This is a genomic window from Myroides oncorhynchi, from assembly GCF_020905415.1.
GTDB classification, from domain to species: Bacteria; Bacteroidota; Bacteroidia; order Flavobacteriales; family Flavobacteriaceae; genus Flavobacterium; species Flavobacterium oncorhynchi_A.
Genome location: NZ_JAJJMP010000001.1, coordinates 403,465 through 419,838, shown reverse-complemented (window position 1 = coordinate 419,838; position 16,374 = coordinate 403,465). Strand labels below are relative to the sequence as shown.

Annotated in this window: 15 protein-coding genes and 6 tRNA genes; 19 read left to right on the top strand and 2 right to left on the bottom strand. The window is 33.6% G+C overall.

The genetic code is table 11. From position 1 onward, the window contains the following. Nucleotides 1-270: 270 nt before the first annotated feature. The 12 genes from idi (at nucleotide 271) to LNQ81_RS01635 (ending at nucleotide 5,975) form a co-directional block, all read left to right on the top strand. Nucleotides 271-798, top strand: a complete 528-nt coding sequence (idi, locus tag LNQ81_RS01690) for an isopentenyl-diphosphate Delta-isomerase (RefSeq protein ID WP_229944448.1) — start codon at nucleotides 271-273, stop codon at nucleotides 796-798. Nucleotides 799-802: 4 nt separating this feature from the next. Further along, complete coding sequence (locus LNQ81_RS01685; RefSeq protein ID WP_229944447.1) at nucleotides 803-1,216, top strand: 6-carboxytetrahydropterin synthase; 414 nt, start codon at nucleotides 803-805, stop codon at nucleotides 1,214-1,216. A 107-nt stretch (nucleotides 1,217-1,323) separates the two neighbouring features. Continuing rightward, nucleotides 1,324-2,292 carry a type I phosphomannose isomerase catalytic subunit gene (locus tag LNQ81_RS01680; protein ID WP_229944446.1) on the top strand — a complete coding sequence of 323 codons (969 nt, stop codon included), beginning with the start codon at nucleotides 1,324-1,326 and terminating at the stop codon, nucleotides 2,290-2,292. Nucleotides 2,293-2,357: 65 nt separating this feature from the next. Next, the gene (locus tag LNQ81_RS01675) at nucleotides 2,358-2,621 is read left to right on the top strand and encodes a hypothetical protein (RefSeq protein ID WP_229944445.1); all 264 of its coding nucleotides are present in this window, start codon (nucleotides 2,358-2,360) and stop codon (nucleotides 2,619-2,621) included. Between the two features lie 81 nt (nucleotides 2,622-2,702). After that, nucleotides 2,703-2,776, top strand: a tRNA-Thr gene (locus LNQ81_RS01670). Between the two features lie 41 nt (nucleotides 2,777-2,817). Beyond that, nucleotides 2,818-2,891 (top strand) — tRNA-Thr (locus tag LNQ81_RS01665). 43 nt (nucleotides 2,892-2,934) lie between these two features. Then, nucleotides 2,935-3,008: transfer RNA gene (locus LNQ81_RS01660), tRNA-Thr, on the top strand. Nucleotides 3,009-3,050: 42 nt separating this feature from the next. Continuing rightward, nucleotides 3,051-3,124 (top strand) — tRNA-Thr (locus tag LNQ81_RS01655). Between the two features lie 41 nt (nucleotides 3,125-3,165). Next, a tRNA-Thr gene (locus LNQ81_RS01650) sits at nucleotides 3,166-3,239 on the top strand. A 38-nt stretch (nucleotides 3,240-3,277) separates the two neighbouring features. Further along, nucleotides 3,278-3,351: transfer RNA gene (locus tag LNQ81_RS01645), tRNA-Thr, on the top strand. Between the two features lie 146 nt (nucleotides 3,352-3,497). After that, nucleotides 3,498-4,976: a cardiolipin synthase gene (cls, locus tag LNQ81_RS01640; RefSeq protein WP_229944444.1), complete on the top strand. Its 1,479-nt coding sequence runs from the start codon at nucleotides 3,498-3,500 to the stop codon at nucleotides 4,974-4,976. A gap of 51 nt (nucleotides 4,977-5,027) precedes the next feature. Then, nucleotides 5,028-5,975 (top strand): alpha/beta hydrolase, encoded by a 948-nt coding sequence (locus LNQ81_RS01635; protein WP_229944443.1) that lies wholly within the window; start codon nucleotides 5,028-5,030, stop codon nucleotides 5,973-5,975. A gap of 99 nt (nucleotides 5,976-6,074) precedes the next feature. On the opposite strand, the gene LNQ81_RS01630 is transcribed toward LNQ81_RS01635, so the two are convergent. Beyond that, on the bottom strand, nucleotides 6,075-8,477 hold the full coding sequence (locus LNQ81_RS01630) for a TonB-dependent receptor (RefSeq protein ID WP_229944442.1): 2,403 nt from the start codon (nucleotides 8,475-8,477) through the stop codon (nucleotides 6,075-6,077). 281 nt (nucleotides 8,478-8,758) lie between these two features. Here LNQ81_RS01630 and LNQ81_RS01625 point away from each other — a divergent pair, with 281 nt between their 5' ends. From LNQ81_RS01625 to LNQ81_RS01600, 6 genes are all read left to right on the top strand, one after another. Beyond that, entirely contained in the window at nucleotides 8,759-9,340 is a 582-nt protein-coding gene (locus LNQ81_RS01625) for a Crp/Fnr family transcriptional regulator (protein WP_229944441.1), read from the top strand. Between the two features lie 65 nt (nucleotides 9,341-9,405). Continuing rightward, a complete protein-coding gene (locus tag LNQ81_RS01620; protein ID WP_229944440.1) occupies nucleotides 9,406-9,843 on the top strand; it encodes a MoaF-related domain-containing protein in 438 nt (145 codons plus the stop codon). Between the two features lie 91 nt (nucleotides 9,844-9,934). Continuing rightward, entirely contained in the window at nucleotides 9,935-10,684 is a 750-nt protein-coding gene (locus tag LNQ81_RS01615; RefSeq protein WP_229944439.1) for an NYN domain-containing protein, read from the top strand. Between the two features lie 114 nt (nucleotides 10,685-10,798). Further along, nucleotides 10,799-11,362, top strand: coding sequence for a DUF1572 family protein (locus LNQ81_RS01610; protein ID WP_229944437.1), 564 nt, complete (start codon nucleotides 10,799-10,801; stop codon nucleotides 11,360-11,362). Between the two features lie 87 nt (nucleotides 11,363-11,449). Further along, nucleotides 11,450-13,486: a dipeptidyl-peptidase 3 family protein gene (locus LNQ81_RS01605; RefSeq protein ID WP_229944435.1), complete on the top strand. Its 2,037-nt coding sequence runs from the start codon at nucleotides 11,450-11,452 to the stop codon at nucleotides 13,484-13,486. A gap of 133 nt (nucleotides 13,487-13,619) precedes the next feature. Continuing rightward, nucleotides 13,620-14,135, top strand: coding sequence for a hypothetical protein (locus tag LNQ81_RS01600; RefSeq protein ID WP_229944434.1), 516 nt, complete (start codon nucleotides 13,620-13,622; stop codon nucleotides 14,133-14,135). A 100-nt stretch (nucleotides 14,136-14,235) separates the two neighbouring features. On the opposite strand, the gene LNQ81_RS01595 is transcribed toward LNQ81_RS01600, so the two are convergent. After that, nucleotides 14,236-15,018, bottom strand: coding sequence for an AraC family transcriptional regulator (locus tag LNQ81_RS01595; protein ID WP_229944433.1), 783 nt, complete (start codon nucleotides 15,016-15,018; stop codon nucleotides 14,236-14,238). 100 nt (nucleotides 15,019-15,118) lie between these two features. On the opposite strand from LNQ81_RS01595, the gene LNQ81_RS01590 reads away from it, so the two are divergent. Beyond that, nucleotides 15,119-16,315, top strand: a complete 1,197-nt coding sequence (locus LNQ81_RS01590) for a CynX/NimT family MFS transporter (protein WP_229944432.1) — start codon at nucleotides 15,119-15,121, stop codon at nucleotides 16,313-16,315. The last annotated feature ends 59 nt before the right edge of the window (nucleotides 16,316-16,374 follow it).

Genomic DNA, 16,374 nt, shown 5'->3' with positions numbered 1-16,374 from the left:
ATAATTACTTTTTGTTTATTTGTCTATCGCATATTCTGGGTTTAATGTGTATCACTTGATAATAAAAGTGTTCTTTTTCTCGAATAAGATATTAATGTATTAGAGGGAGAATTGTGTTTTTAGCTTACTGAATAGTAGATTAAGCTTACTTCTGATACACGAAATTAATCAATATTGCGTTAGTATTTAAAAAGAGAGGGGGAGTGTGCGAAAGAGGTTAGTAAAACCATAAGTTTTTTGTATTTTTGAGGTTGATATAAAATTATAGGCATGAAAGAAGAGTTAGTGATATTAGTAAATGAACAAGATGAACAAGTTGGAGTAATGGGGAAAATGGAGGTGCATGAGAAAGCTTTGTTACACCGTGCATTTTCTGTTTTTATATTAAATGAGAATAATGAAGTAATGTTACAGCAACGCGCTTCTGAAAAATATCACTCTCCTTTATTATGGACTAATACTTGCTGTAGTCATCAGCGAGTAGGGGAGACTAACGTAGAAGCTGGGCGTCGTCGCTTAATGGAAGAGATGGGATTCGAAGTAGAATTAAGTGATGTATTTAGTTTTATCTATAAAGCACCTTTTGCTAATGGATTAACGGAGCATGAGTTTGATCACGTTATGATAGGATATTATGATGAAGAACCAACTATTAATTTAGAAGAAGTAGAATCTTGGAAGTGGATGTCTATAGAGGGGATAAAGCTTGATATGGAGCAGCATCCAGATATATATACTGAATGGTTTAAGATTATATTTTCTAAATTTTACCATTTTATAGAAGCTCAAAAAAAGTAGTAGTATGAGATTAACTGTTAGTAGAAAAGCTCATTTTAATGCAGCACATCGTTTGCACAGGAAAGAGTGGACTGATGAGAAGAATGAACTAATCTTCGGCAAATGTAATAACCCTAACTTTCATGGGCATAATTATGAATTGATTGTACAAGTGACAGGAGAGCTGGATGAAGAGACAGGGTTCGTTATGGATCTTAAGGAGCTGTCTGATTTGATAAAATTAGAGATAGAAGAGCGATTTGACCATAAAAACTTAAATCTAGATGTGCCTGAATTTTTAACATTAATTCCTACAGCAGAAAATATAGCAGTAGTAATATGGCAAAAGCTTAGACCTTTTATCCCTAGTGATAAAGAGTTAGAAGTAATCTTGTATGAAACAGCTAGAAATTTTGTTTCTTTCAAAGGAGAGTATTAAATATAGGGATTGCTAATAGGAAAATTTGTAACTTGCACCCTCGTTTTTTAAGACAAAAGGAAAAGATAAATAAGCGTAGGCTTATTTTTAATTGAAGTGATTAATATATGAGTTTTAAACAATATCCAATACTATTTCGTCCGATTCTTAAAGATAGGATATGGGGAGGGACTAAGTTAAAGTCAATATTAGGTAAAGATATTGATTCAAATGAAGTTGGAGAAAGTTGGGAGATATCGGGGATATCTTCTGATATAAGTATTGTTGCTAACGGTGTGTATGCTGGGTTAAACTTAAATGAGTTAATCGAGAAATACCCTGTTGATATTTTAGGCGAGTCTATAATTGCTCGTTTTGATAGACAGTTTCCTTTGTTATTTAAGTTTTTAGATGCTAAAGAGGATTTGTCCATACAGTTACACCCTAATGATACTTTAGCACAGCGTCGTCATAGTTCTTTTGGTAAAACAGAGATGTGGTATGTAATGCAAGCAGATGAGTGGGCAAAAGTAGTAGTAGACTTTAAAGAAGGTGTAGTACAAAAAGACTATTTAGAACATTTAGAATCTAAAACACTTCCTTCTATATTGAAGGAAATACCTGTTAAGAAAGGAGATGTTTTTTTTATAGAGACAGGGACAGTGCATGCTATTGGAGCAGGAGTTTTGTTAGCAGAGATTCAGCAGACGTCAGATATAACGTATAGAGTATATGATTGGGATCGTTTAGATGCTCAAGGTAATTCTAGAGAGCTTCATGTAGACATGGCATTAGAAGCTATAAATTATGGAGATAAAAAAGTAGAGTTAACTTATGATAAAGTAGTTAATATTGGTAACCACGTAGTGGAGTGTCCTTTCTTTTCAGTTAATTATATTCCATTATCAGGTATTTATACTGTAAATAAAGATATTGATAGATTTTATCTTTATGTGTGTACTGAGGGCAAGGCAGATATTATGATCGGGTCAGAAGTACACTTTTTAAATTGTGGTGACACAGTACTTATACCTGCAGCTGTATCAGAGATAATCTTAAAAGGAGAGGCTACTATATTGGAAATATTTGTTTCTTAAAAGAGTAGTTTACCCCATTTTTAAATTGTAGATTTGCGTCAAATTAATATTAAATAGAGGAAATTATGGCAAGCGTAAAAAACCTTAAGAAAGATATTCACTATGTATTAGGTGATATTATTCAAGCGATTTATATTCAAGAAATGACTACTGGAGGACCAACTGCAGAGACTAATGCATTACTTGAAGAAGCATTCGTATCATTCGATGAATTAATCGGTGCAGTGAATGAGAAAAATGTTGAGAATAAAAAAGCACATTTCAAAGGAGTTTATACAAAACTTGAAAATGTTGCTGGTCAATTAGTTGAGAAAATCAACGCGATGTAAGCAAAAAAAAGTTTTAAAAAACATACGTTTTGTGTTGCGAGATTGGAAAACCATGCTATCTTTGCACTCGCAAAATGAGTCGCCGGTGTAGCTCAGCTGGCTAGAGCAGCTGATTTGTAATCAGCAGGTCGTGGGTTCGAGTCCCTCCACTGGCTCAGATGTTTTTTGAAAAATTGATATTGTAATATTTTGAGTCGCCGGTGTAGCTCAGCTGGCTAGAGCAGCTGATTTGTAATCAGCAGGTCGTGGGTTCGAGTCCCTCCACTGGCTCAAAATTTTTAAAGAAGTTAGTATTTTTATAGTACAAAGAGTTGCCGGTGTAGCTCAGCTGGCTAGAGCAGCTGATTTGTAATCAGCAGGTCGTGGGTTCGAGTCCCTCCACTGGCTCAATAACTTCTTTAAGAATTAATATTACAATAATATTGAGTCGCCGGTGTAGCTCAGCTGGCTAGAGCAGCTGATTTGTAATCAGCAGGTCGTGGGTTCGAGTCCCTCCACTGGCTCAATAATTTTTTAAAGATTAGATATTGCAATACATTGAGTCGCCGGTGTAGCTCAGCTGGCTAGAGCAGCTGATTTGTAATCAGCAGGTCGTGGGTTCGAGTCCCTCTACTGGCTCAAATGTTTTTAATATTGTATTGCAAGGCATTCATTTTGCCGGTGTAGCTCAGCTGGCTAGAGCAGCTGATTTGTAATCAGCAGGTCGTGGGTTCGAGTCCCTCCACTGGCTCAATAGTCTCCTCATAAGGGAGACTTTTTGCTTTTATACACTTTGTTAATCAATTCTTCTTTAAACTCCTTTTTATTTTTTACTTTTAGGTATTCTAGACATTGTTTAGAAGTGAGTAATCAAAATTAGTAGAAACGCTTTTCATTATGTTTTTAAGAGTTCAGGCAGATTGGTTTATCTATTTGGAGATATTTTATTTTCTTATAGCTATTATTGTAGCTATAAGAGTGATTTATGATACGGACTCAATATCAAAAACATTAGCTTATTTATTATTGGTATTCTTTGTACCTGTTTTTGGTATCATGTTCTATTTCTCATTTGGTATTAATTATCGCAAGAGAAAGATGTATTCAAAAAAACTTAAAATAAATGATGCTTATAGTTCTAAACTAACAAAAAGGTTAAATGATATTCATCTAGATCAAAACCAATTAGGCAATGTCGTAATAGAAAAGAATCGTTCTTTTATCAAGATGATATCTAGTTCTATGATGGGTGAAGGACCTTTATTAGTCGATAATAAGGCTGAAATATTAGAAAATGGAGAAGAATTCTTTCCACGACTTTTAGAGGATTTGAAACAAGCAACAAGTACAATTCATGTCGAATATTATATCTATGAAAATAATGATATAGGCAAGGAGATAGAAGAGGTGCTAATTCAAAAAGCTAAGGAGGGGGTTAAAGTTCGTTTTATCTATGATGATTTTGGATGTAAAAGTATACGAAAGAATATCGTTCGGAATCTAAGAGCAAATGGGGTAGAAGCATTTGCCTTTAATGAGATTATTTTATTAGCATTTGCCAATAGGATGAATTATCGAAATCACCGTAAAATTGTCGTAATTGATGGTAAAATAGCTTATACTGGCGGAATTAATATCTCAGACAGATATGATAATCGAAAGAAGGAGTCAAATGAGTATTTCTGGAGAGATACACATATGCGTATAGAGGGATCAGGTGCTTATGGGTTACAATATATTTTCTTAGCTGATTGGAACTTCTGTAGTAAACAAGATTTAGCTTTTGATGAAAAGTACTTTCCTATACAGGATAATTTAGCTTTAGGTGATGTTCCTCTGCAAGTAATCTCTTCAGGACCAGATTCTGATGTACCTTCTATATTGTATAGTGTTCTTAAAGCAATACAAATGGCAGATAAAGAAATCTGTATTACAACACCTTATTATATACCTGATGAATCTCTACAATTAGCTATCAAAATGGCTTCACTTAGTGGTAAAAAGGTGAAAATGATTTTGCCTGGTATCACAGATTCTAATATAGTCAAATGGGCATCAGAGTCCTATTTTCAGGAGCTTTTAGAATTTGGAGTTGAGATATATCTTTATAAAAAAGGATTTATTCATGCAAAGACATTTGTGACTGATTCAGGAATAAGTTCTATAGGAACATGTAATCTTGATCATAGAAGTTTTGATTTGAATTTTGAGGTAAATGTTGTCGTATACGACGATGCTTTTGCTAAAAAGATGAAAGAAATATTTGATAGAGACTGTAAGGATTCTATCAAATTAGAGTTACATAGATGGAATAAAAGATCTTGGAAACAACGTCTTAAGAATAGTTTTATACGATTGTTTTCTCCTTTGTTGTAAGCAAAGGAGTCGGTTGTCAAGATCAATAAAATAATATTAATAGGTATCAGTATGAATCTGCATTTGACATTCGACAAGTATATTACTCATCGACATCCCTTTGAAAATGATTATGAGGGAAAGGTAGTAACGACGTTAATAGAATCAAGAAGTAATAGAACAGAGAATAGACAGACAGTGTTATATATACATGGATTCTGTGATTATTTCTTTCAATATCATCTGATGGATCATTTGAATGAGAATGGAATAGACTTTTATGCTATTGATTTGCGTAAGTATGGTCGTTCTCTATTAGAACATCAACATCCTAATTATTGTAAATCACTCCGAGAGTATTTTACTGATATTGATTATAGTATAGAATATATCTTAAAAGCTAAACCCAGTACTACATTGTATCTATTAGGGCATAGTACTGGAGGGTTGTTGGCAACGTATTATAGTATGTTTGGTTTGCTTAAGGAGCGGTTAAGCGGATTGATGCTTAATTCACCTTTCTTGGATTTTAATGTTTCCTTTTATATGAAACCTTTTATAGGTGTCGTAGCAAAAAAGAAAGTGGCAAAAGATATGTATGCTTCTAATGATCAGATGTCTGATATATATGGTAAGTCACTTTTAAAAACATATAATGGCGAATGGGAGTATAATACAGATTGGAAGCCTGTCAAGCCTTTTCCAGTTTATTATGCTTGGATATTAGCAGTGCAGCATGCTCAAGAATTGATACAAGAAGTAGTGCTACATGAGGATTTTCCTATTTTACTGATGTATAGTGAGCAGTCAGGAAACCCTTCTAAATGGACAGCATCTTCTCAATCATCTGATATTGTTCTCAATGTTAAGGATATAGAAAAAATAGGAGCAAGATTGGGAGCCAATGTTCAGAAAGTACGTATCAAGGATGGAATACACGATTTGTTTTTATCACATCAAGAAGTAAGAGAAAATGCCTTGTCAGTAGTGACAACGTTTCTTAGTAAACATAAAAAGTAAAGAATTCTCTCAAACAAAAAAGCTGTTATCTCAATTGAGACAACAGCTTTTTTTAGTAATAATTGAAAAAATATTGTTTAGTGTAACATTGTTAGTTTATTAGAATAAACCTCCACCAGTACCACCACTTTGTTTAGTGTTTGTATCTCTGTTTTTTCTTTGTAGTGCACGTCCTTTTCCACCTCCGAAAGTATAATTTACTCCCAAGTATACTGATCTACTTTCCCAAGTAAATTGACCACTAGAAGGATAAGGATATTCAGAAGTATATTTAAATTTCATCGTATTGAATATATCACTAAATCTAGCACTAATACTTAATTTATTATCTAATAAAGCATATCTAGCACCTGCATCTATTTTGTACATTTCTTTAGAATCCATAGTGATACCATCTACAGGACCTCTATAGAATCCAAATAAGTTAAATCTTAAGTTCTTAGTAGCTTTAAAGTTACTGTTTAAACGAGCATTAAAGGCGCTAGCAGTAATATTGCGTTCTACTAAATCCATACTAGATGTTGTAGTGTTTAGTTTAGATACATAACCAGATTGTTTAATACTTGAGAAATCAATAGCTGGTTGCATATCCCACCATGCAGTTAATTTTATATTAGCAGAAAGTTCAAATCCATAAGCATCATTTGATTTGTAGTTGTCAAATGTCATTAATAATGCATTAGGGTTATCATTTTCTGGATCATCATAGATTACTTGATTGATTTCCTTGTTAATTCTTCTGTAGTAAACTCCCGCAGTTACGCTGCTTTTGTTCATAAACATTCTAGTGTAGTTTAGTTCAACAGAATTAGTGAATTGAGGTTTTAACTCAGGGTTACCCACCATTGTCATTAATGGAGTTGAGAATTGTCTTACAGGGTTAGTTTGATTGATACTAGGTCTGTCTACACGTCTACTGTAACTTAAGTTAAACATATCGTTATCAGTCATCGTATATCCTAAATAAACAGAAGGGTATAATGTCAAATAATCATCTTTAAAATTGCTTTTACCATTTAAAGTAGATTCTACTTTATAGCTTTCTAATCTGGTACCTAATTGGTAATTAAATTTCCCATAGGTCTGACCAAATGTTACATAAGCAGAGTAAATATCTTGGTCGTATTTATTATTAATATTACGAGTATCAACTGCTGAAAGTGAATTGTTAGAATTAAATGAGTTATCAGCTCTAGAGATTCTAGCTTCTGCACCTAGTTCTAATTTAGTATGATCATTTAAAGGGTTTACATAATCAATATTAACGGTAGTTAAGTTGTTTTTGTTATCACTATTATCTTGATAGAACTGATTAGGATTTGTACCATACGTAGTATTATAATCTCCATCGTTATCAGATTTATTACGACTATGGTTACCTTCAATATCTAGAGTATGGCCTTTCTTTTCAAATAAGTGTTTATATGCTAAGTTATAAGAGCTATATTTATTCGTACCAGTATATCTTGTAAATTGATGAATATCTTCAAACTGATTAGCTGGGTAAATAGTAGCATTTCTTAATTTTGTATTTCCATCATTAGTACTTTGATTAGTATAGAACGATAAAGTATTGTTGTCATTTATATAGTAATCCATCCCTACTTTATATAGGTAATTTTTATTGATAGATTTTATGCGAATCTCTGTAGGAGACATTAAGTCATAGCGCATCATATCACCTTGGTTTTTACCCTGTGAGTAAGAATAGCTACCGTTACCATAAAAATTCAGTTTTCCCTGTCTATAGTTTAAGTTAACAGAATTAGAGTTCTTTGTATAATGAGCAAAAGTTGTACCTGTGTCTATAGAACCATTAAAACCGTCCATTGTATTTTTGTGCAATACAATATTAATGATACCAGACATACCTTCAGGATTATACTTTGCACTAGGGTTAGTGATTAACTCTATACTCTTAATAGACGTAGAAGGGATTTGTTTTAATACTTGCTCAGAAGACATATTAGTAGGGCGTCCATCAATTAGGATACGTACATTTTCATTTCCTCTAAGAGAGATTTTACCATCTTTGTCTACGTTTACAGAAGGGATATTATTCATAATCTCTCCCGCTGTAGCACCAGCAGTAGTTAGGTCTCTACCTACATTGATTACTTTTCTATCTATCTTTTGTTCTATTGTAGATTGTTCTGCGATAATGTTTACTCCTTCTAAAGTAGTTGCTTCTGGAGTTAAGTTTATAGTACCAAAGTTATAAGTAGCTTCTTTTAGCTCAAATTCTTTTGTGTACGTTTGGTATCCGATAAACTGTACCTCTAAAGTATATTTACTTAAAGGAGCAGTTAATTCGAACTTACCATTGTCTTCAGACATAACTCCTGTTACTATATTTTCTCCTGATTTAAGAGAAATAGTAGCATAAGGGACTGATTGGTTTACAGTCGTATCAAAGATGATCCCTGTTATTTTTCCTTTTTGTTGCGCATATATAGAGCAAACCATCGTAAGGAAAAGGATGACACTTAGTTTAAGTTTCATAATAGTTATTAAGTTAAGTTTATTTTATATTTGATTAAGGTTACTATAATAGTCATAGTTTTGATTAAATTGTTACAACATTAAGTAATTGTTTTTTTAAAAATAATGCAATTTATTTTTTAACTAGTTGTATATTAGTACTGTATGTGTAGTTTAAAATCGGTATAAATGATATGTAAAGTGTATTACAAGCAGATTTTAAGAAAGATAAATAGTAGGTTACTATGTAAATAAAAGTTATAATAGTTAACTGTAAAAATTATAAAGTAAAAAAGTACTCAATGGATAAAGCCTCATTAATAGATAATTTCGAACGCAAAGGAGTGATATTAACTACAGAAGAGAAGGAGCTTATACTCGCTTCTTTTCAGACTGTACATGTCAAAAAGAAAGATTATTTATTAAAGGCGGGAGAGGTATGTGATTTTGAAGCTTTTGTTATACAAGGATGTTTTAAAAAATATTGTTTAGACGATAAAGGAGATGAACATATTATTCACTTTTCTATAGAAGATTGGTGGATATCAGATTTGGAGAGTTACAATAATGGACTGCCCTCTAGGACAAGTATACAAGCTTTAGAAGACAGTGAAATCTTGTTTATAACAAAAGAAGTAAAGGAGGCGTTGTATGATCAGGTATCTGGATTAGAACGGATTTATAGACGTATGACACAGCAAGAATGTGCTGCACTCCAACGGCGGATAATTAATAAATTATCTATGAACGCTACGGAGGAGTATGAGTATTTCTGTAATCGCTATCCTTCACTATTAAAGAGATTGACTAATATTCAGATTGCTTCTTATCTAGGAATTTCTCAAGAGTTCTTGAGTAAAATACGCAGTAAGAAGAAAATGTAATTTATTGAAGTAGTTCAATGTTTATGATTTAGAGACAAAGTATTTTTGTACTTAAATATAGAACAATGAAAACCAAGATATTATACGCTTCAGTATCCATTACTTTATTTTTAGGAGCGTGTCAGTCTAATAACTCAAAAGAATCTATTTCAAAGGAAACAACAAACAGTACTAGTGCTAGCCACACTAGTACCCTTATTGGGCATAAAGCTGAAATACAGTTTCCAGAGATGAAAGCTACAATTACTTATACTGATGCAGAAACGTTACATTGGAGTACTATAGGAGAAGATGGAGTGAAAAATGAGGGAGATGAAAAGTTGAGTTATAAACAACTATCTAACAATCTACATTTTTTAAACTGGATAGAAAAAGACGGTTTCACAGTAAGCCAAATTATTAATACTAAAACGGGGGAAGTCACTGCGTTTTGGTCTTATGATGGTAAAGATGGCAACCGAGAGAGTCAGTATGTTACAGGAAGTTTTACTTTAATAGACTAATTTTTTGACTCTATTTAGTTATGTTTTTGTTATTACTCTTTATTAGATAGGTCTATTTTCGTATTTTAGAGCTTTCGAAAAGGAAAATAAGATGGAAAAACAAAACAATAATATAGCAATCTTAGTGGATGGTGATAATGCACAAGCTAAGTTGTTAGATAAGATTTTAGAAGAAGTTTCTAAATATGGAAAGGTGACTGTCCGTCGTATTTATGGGGATTGGACAACACCGCAAATGAATAGCTGGAAGGATTTATTAAATGATTTATCATTTTCGCCTATACAGAAGTTTAATTATACTAGTGGAAAGAACTCTACTGATAGTTCACTGATTATTGATGCAATGGACATTCTACATGATAAGATGGTAGATGGATTCTGTATCGTATCAAGTGATAGTGATTATACGGGGTTAGCAAAGCGCATTAGAGAAGAAGGAATCTTCGTGATGGGAGTAGGAGAGAAAAAAACTCCAAATGCTTTCGTTCAATCCTGTGAGATATTTACTTACTGTGAGACGCTGATGCCTAAAGAGGTTATTGTTAGTAAAGGAGCAAGTGGAATTGTTAAGAAAACGGATTCCGATGATGATGACGATACTAAAGCGTTAACGAAGAAAGAATATAGACTGATAGATAAAGCTTTCGATATGTCTGTAGACGAGGAGGTAGAAGCATATATTGCTACTGTAGGAGGTAACCTTCGTAAGCTTAATCCTAGTTTTGACGCTAGAGATTATGGCTTTAGAAACCTAACAGAGCTATTTAAACATCTAAAAACATATGATGTTATAAACAATAATGTAAAAGGGCTTAATCATCCTTTAGTAAAGAAAAAATAACCTTCGGGTTATTTTTTTTTGCCTTTAATCGAAGTATTTCTACTATAAATAGTACATTGCAAGTACGCTTAACCAAGAAACCAAAGAACAAAACAACCCCATAAAACACCAATTATGACATTACAAGAATTAGCGGGTATTCGCAAGCAATTCGAATACTACAGACAGATGGTTGATAAGACCGTCTTACTCTTATCTCAAGATGAATTGAATCTCAAGCTAAATGAGGAAGGTAATTCAATAGCTATGATCATGCGTCATATCACGGGTAATCTACTTTCGCGTTTTACTAACTTCTTTACTGAAGATGGTGAGAAAACTTGGAGAAATAGAGATGAAGAGTTTGCAGATGGAGTATACAACAGACATGAGTTAATTACTAATTGGGATAAGGCGTGGAATGTATTGTTTGCAACTATTGATAGTATAGATGAAGAAAATATACAGTGTATCATTAAGATTCGCAATCAAGATCATACTGTAGCAGAAGCATTTTATAGACAGTTAGCGCATTATCCTTATCACATAGGTCAGATTATATTTATTGGTAAAATGATACGCAATGCTGAATGGCAGTCCCTTAGTATTCCTAAGAACAAGTCAAATGCTTACAACCAGGCCAAGTTTGACAACCCTAATTCAGATACTCATTTTGCTGATGATTATTTAAAGAAATAGGCTTGTATATAATTTTGCAGACGATTTAATAGATTCGTTATAGGCAATATGTATATATTTGTCTAGACACAATATAAAAACTATAATATGAAATTAAACACAATGGCGTGTATTGTGATAGCTTCTGCTATGGCACTATCATGCGGAGAAAAAAAAGGAACTGAAAAAGGAACTGAAGGAGTGGCAGATACAGAACAATTTGAATATAGTATTGATCAATTTGGAGATATCGAGGTATTAAAATACCAGATACCTGGATGGGAGAACTTGACATTAAAAGAGAAAGAGTTAGTTTATTATTTAAGTCAAGCAGGATATGCTGGACGTGATATCATCTGGGATCAGAACTATAAGCACAACTTGACTATTCGTAAAGCATTAGAGAATGTGTACGAAAATTATAAAGGTGATAAAGAGTCTGAAGACTGGAAAGAGTTCGTTACATATGTTAAACGCGTATGGTTCTCTAATGGTATTCACCACCATTATTCTAATGATAAGATTAAACCAGGGTTTTCTCAAGCGTATTTTTCTATTTTATTGAAAGAAACAAATACAGTGTTAGATCAAAATATCTCTAATATTTTATTTAATAACGTAGATAATAAAAAGGTAAACCTTGACTTGGCAAAAGGACTTGTGAAGGGATCTGCTGTTAATTTCTATGGTGAAGGTATCACAGAAGATGAAGTAGAAGCGTTCTATGGAGCGATGAAAAGCCCTGATCCAGACCGCCCATTATCTACTGGTTTGAACTCTAAAGTAGTTAAAGAGAATGGTAAGTTAGTAGAGAAATTATGGAAGAGTGGAGGAATGTATGGTAAAGCAATTGATCAAATTATCTTTTGGTTAGAAAAAGCAGTAACTGTAGCAGAGAATAAAGAACAAGGAGATGCACTTAAATTATTAATCAAATATTACCAAACTGGAGATTTGAAGACTTGGGATGATTATAACGTCGCTTGGGTAAAGGCTACAAAAGGAAATATCGATTATAACAATGGATTTATTGAGGTATATGCAGATCCATTAGGTCATAAAGGATCTTATGAAAGCGTGGTGCAAATTAACGACTTTGATATGTCTAAAAAGATGGCTGTGATCTCTCAATCAGCACAATGGTTTGAGGATAACTCTCCATTAATGGATGCTCATAAAAAGAAAAACGTTAAAGGTGTTACTTATAAGACTGTTATCGTAGCATCAGAAGCAGGTGACGCATCTCCAAGTACACCTATTGGAGTGAACTTACCAAATGCTGACTGGATTAGAGCAGAACACGGTTCTAAATCAATCTCATTAGGTAATATTATCGATTCTTATAACCATGCAGGTGGTTCGGACAAATTAAAAGAGTTCGTTCACGATGAAGAAGAATTAAAGTTAGAAGAGAAGTATGGAGAGTTAGCAGATAAATTACACACTGCGCTTCACGAAGTAATCGGGCATGCATCTGGACAAATTAACAAAGGAGTGGGACAACCTAAAGAGACTTTAAAAAGTTATGCTTCTACTTTAGAAGAAGGACGTGCTGACTTAGTAGGTTTATTCTATTTATACAGTCCTAAGTTACAAGAGTTAGGATTAGTAGATGATTGGAAGTCGGTAGGTAAAGCAGCTTATGATGGTTATATCCGCAACGGGTTAATGACTCAGTTAGTGCGTTTAGAGCCAGGAGCTGATATCGAAGAAGCACACATGAGAAATCGCCAATGGGTGAGTGCTTGGGTATTTGAAAAAGGTAAGAAAGACAATGTAATAGAGAAAGTAGTTCGTGATGGTAAGACATACTATAACATTACTGACTATGATAAATTACACGACTTGTTTGGACAACTTTTAAAAGAGACACAACGTATCAAGTCTGAGGGAGATTATAAAGCAGGACAAGAGTTAGTAGAAACTTATGGTGTAAAAGTAGATCAAGCGATACACAAAGAAGTATTAACGCGTAATGCTAAGTTTAATTCTGCTCCATATAGAGGATTTGTTAACCCATACATTGTGCCTGTGAAGAACGATAAAGGAGAAGTTACTGATTATAAAGTAGAACAACCTAAATCATTCGAAGAGCAAATGTTGCGTTATGCTAAAGAATACGGATTCTTACCACTTGTAAACTAATTACAAGTATAGAATACAAAGCTAATTGAAAAGATTGGCTTTTTTATTGTTTAAAAATTATTATGATTAGTCTTAAAAAATGTATTTGCTTTGAAAGAGAAAATATATCAAACAAAATCACTATTTACACAATATGAAAAAGTCTATATTATTAAGTACAACATTTTTATTGATAGGCACTCTATCACATGCTGTAGAATCTACTATTTCTAGTGATTGCCTAGAAATAAGTACAACCATAGCACCTACTTTAACGAAAGATTCTAAGTTTTATATAGAGTTTGTCGATACCGAAAATAAGGTAAATGTAAATGGAGAGGATGCAAAGAGAATGGCGCTCTCTGAATTCAGACGCTTCTCTACATGTAAGTTAGTTAGTATTAAAGAAGATGCTGATTTTGTACTTGAAGTACAAGTTTATAAATACAGTAAGAGTAAACGTCATGCTAAAATAACAGTAAAAGATGCAAAGACAGATGCCAAAGTGTATGAAACAAAATGGCTAAAGGGATCTCCTTCTGTATTTAATGGAAGTTCTGGTACGAGACAATCTATAGGATATGCACTAAAAAAGGATTTTTTAGTTAATTATCCAGAGTTTACTCAAATTAAAATATCAGATGCTCCTGAAGATTCTTTAGATTACTAAGAAGTATTGTTTTTAAATAAAAAAAGTCGGTTTGTTATAAACCGACTTTTTTTATTGGTCGCAGTCTTAGGTTATCCGTTCATTTAGAATAGTAGTTTGATTATAGAGTAAGACTCTGTTGCATAAACTCAGTGGGACGTTGACCTATAAGTTTAGTGAATACATTACTATATGATTGTGCACTATTATACCCTACAGATAATGCTATTTCGCTAATAGTATGTTGTCCTTCACTGAGTAACTCTATTGATTTAATGATACGCATCATCTGTATATATTTGGCGATGCTTATGCCTGTTTCTTTTTTGAATTGACGTTCTAAGGTACGCACACTCATAAAGCACAATTCTGCCAACTCATCTATGGTTATAGTTGCTTGATAATGTTTGTGAATATATGCTGTAGCATCCAGTAATACTTTTGTACGCGGTACAGGAGTGATAAGCGGTACAGCATTTTGCACGAAAGAGGGAAGCTCTAATAAGATGGCTCTTAAGAAAGTTTGTTCACTCTCCTCATATTCCATATTCATAGACCACTTTTCAGTATACATAATCATTTCTCTTAGTACACTTGGTATAGAGAACAGGTATAATTTATCGTAAAACAGAGGTAAGTCATCCACATCAAAGTATAGCGTACGCAGTGATACGTGTTCAGAAGCATGTGTAGTCTTATGTGGCATATTGGATGGAATATAGGCTACGTGGTTTTGAGGCAATAAGAATTGGCATGATTCAACATGTAGATATTGATATCCTGATTCTACATATACGAGTTGGGCTTTCTTGTGATGGTGAAACTCATTGTTGTGCTTCCATAGTTCCGCATGCCAAGAGAACCCTTTCTTCTCAACTTGATCTACTAACTGGGGTTTACTCATACTTGTCGTTTTAGTTATGATATATGGCGAATATAATCATTTATTAGCTTTTATTTTTGTACCCTATAATAACAATACACATTTTTTAAAACAAACAACAATGGAAAATTATATAGAAGAAACTTCTAAGATGAAGAAGATACTGATGTTATTAGGGATAATCTTCATCGCTTCTAATCTTAGAGCTCCCCTAACTTCTGTAGGTCCTGTGATCAGTGAGATAAGCAAGTCCCTTGCGTTATCTAATACTACAGCAGGTTTAGTGACTACAATACCACTGATGGCATTTGGATTTTTGTCGAGTATGGTGCCTAGGATATCACGTCGTTACGGAATGGAAATAGTCTTATTAGTCTCATTAATCTTATTGAGTATAGGATTAGTGATTAGACCTTATGGAAGTTTAGTTACTCTGTTTTTAGGAGCGGCTTTAGTAGGTATTGCTATCACAGTAGGGAATGTATTAATGCCTGCATACATCAAAAATAACTACCAGAAGAACGTTGGTACGATGATGGGAATATACTCTGTAGCGATGAACCTTACAGCAGCATTAGCAGCAGGGTTTAGTATTAGCTTAGGTAAGTTCACAGAAATGGGATGGAAGGGATCTATCGGAATATGGATAGTACTAAGTGTTGTGACTATTGTGGTTTGGTTACCACAAGTGAAGAAACATAAAGCTGTACAACCAACAGCTTCATTAGGACAGGACGAAGTAAAAGTTAATATGTACAAGTCTAAGACAGCGTGGGCAGTTACTATATTTATGGGTGTACAGTCATTACTGTTCTACTGTCTAGCAGCGTGGTTACCTAAGATGGCTATTACTTGGGGGATTCCGAGAGAAGAAGCAGGATGGTTATTATCATATATGCAGTTCGCACAGTTGCCGATGACGTTTATAGGAGCTATTATAGCAAGTAAACTTCCTAATCAGAAGCTATTAGCCATAGCGACAGGAGTCTTGTTTGCAGTAGGGATAGCAGGGTTATTAATATTTAAGGTTAACCTTATTGCACTATGGTGTGTACTGATAGGTACGGCAAGTGGATTAGCATTTAGTTTGTCGATGTTATTCTTCGTTTTGCGCACAAGTACAACTACACAGGCAGCAGAGTTATCGGGTATGGCGCAGTCTATCGGATACTTGATCGCAGCGTGTGGACCACCTATATTTGGAGCTTTATTTGATCTATCACAGGCGTGGTCATTATCACTTGTCTTTCTATTAGTAATGTCAGGTACACTGATTATATCAGGAGGTATCGCAGGTAAGAATAATTGGGTGAAGTAATAACTTTTAATTCTTCTGAATATGGCAAAAGCTATATGTTTTACCACAGGCACTTCCCT

Excerpts from the sequence above, each read along its gene's own strand:
- LNQ81_RS01610 (WP_229944437.1), top strand. The coding sequence starts at position 10,799 with ATGACATTACAAGAATTAGCGGGTATTCGCAAGCAATTCGAATACTAC.
- cls (WP_229944444.1), top strand. The coding sequence starts at position 3,498 with ATGTTTTTAAGAGTTCAGGCAGATTGGTTTATCTATTTGGAGATATTT.
- LNQ81_RS01620 (WP_229944440.1), top strand. The coding sequence starts at position 9,406 with ATGAAAACCAAGATATTATACGCTTCAGTATCCATTACTTTATTTTTA.
- LNQ81_RS01685 (WP_229944447.1), top strand. The coding sequence starts at position 803 with ATGAGATTAACTGTTAGTAGAAAAGCTCATTTTAATGCAGCACATCGT.
- LNQ81_RS01635 (WP_229944443.1), top strand. The coding sequence starts at position 5,028 with ATGAATCTGCATTTGACATTCGACAAGTATATTACTCATCGACATCCC.
- LNQ81_RS01625 (WP_229944441.1), top strand. The coding sequence starts at position 8,759 with ATGGATAAAGCCTCATTAATAGATAATTTCGAACGCAAAGGAGTGATA.
- LNQ81_RS01680 (WP_229944446.1), top strand. The coding sequence starts at position 1,324 with ATGAGTTTTAAACAATATCCAATACTATTTCGTCCGATTCTTAAAGAT.
- idi (WP_229944448.1), top strand. The coding sequence starts at position 271 with ATGAAAGAAGAGTTAGTGATATTAGTAAATGAACAAGATGAACAAGTT.
- LNQ81_RS01590 (WP_229944432.1), top strand. The coding sequence starts at position 15,119 with ATGGAAAATTATATAGAAGAAACTTCTAAGATGAAGAAGATACTGATG.
- LNQ81_RS01675 (WP_229944445.1), top strand. The coding sequence starts at position 2,358 with ATGGCAAGCGTAAAAAACCTTAAGAAAGATATTCACTATGTATTAGGT.
- LNQ81_RS01615 (WP_229944439.1), top strand. The coding sequence starts at position 9,935 with ATGGAAAAACAAAACAATAATATAGCAATCTTAGTGGATGGTGATAAT.
- LNQ81_RS01605 (WP_229944435.1), top strand. The coding sequence starts at position 11,450 with ATGAAATTAAACACAATGGCGTGTATTGTGATAGCTTCTGCTATGGCA.
- LNQ81_RS01595 (WP_229944433.1), bottom strand. The coding sequence starts at position 15,018 with ATGAGTAAACCCCAGTTAGTAGATCAAGTTGAGAAGAAAGGGTTCTCT.
- LNQ81_RS01630 (WP_229944442.1), bottom strand. The coding sequence starts at position 8,477 with ATGAAACTTAAACTAAGTGTCATCCTTTTCCTTACGATGGTTTGCTCT.
- LNQ81_RS01600 (WP_229944434.1), top strand. The coding sequence starts at position 13,620 with ATGAAAAAGTCTATATTATTAAGTACAACATTTTTATTGATAGGCACT.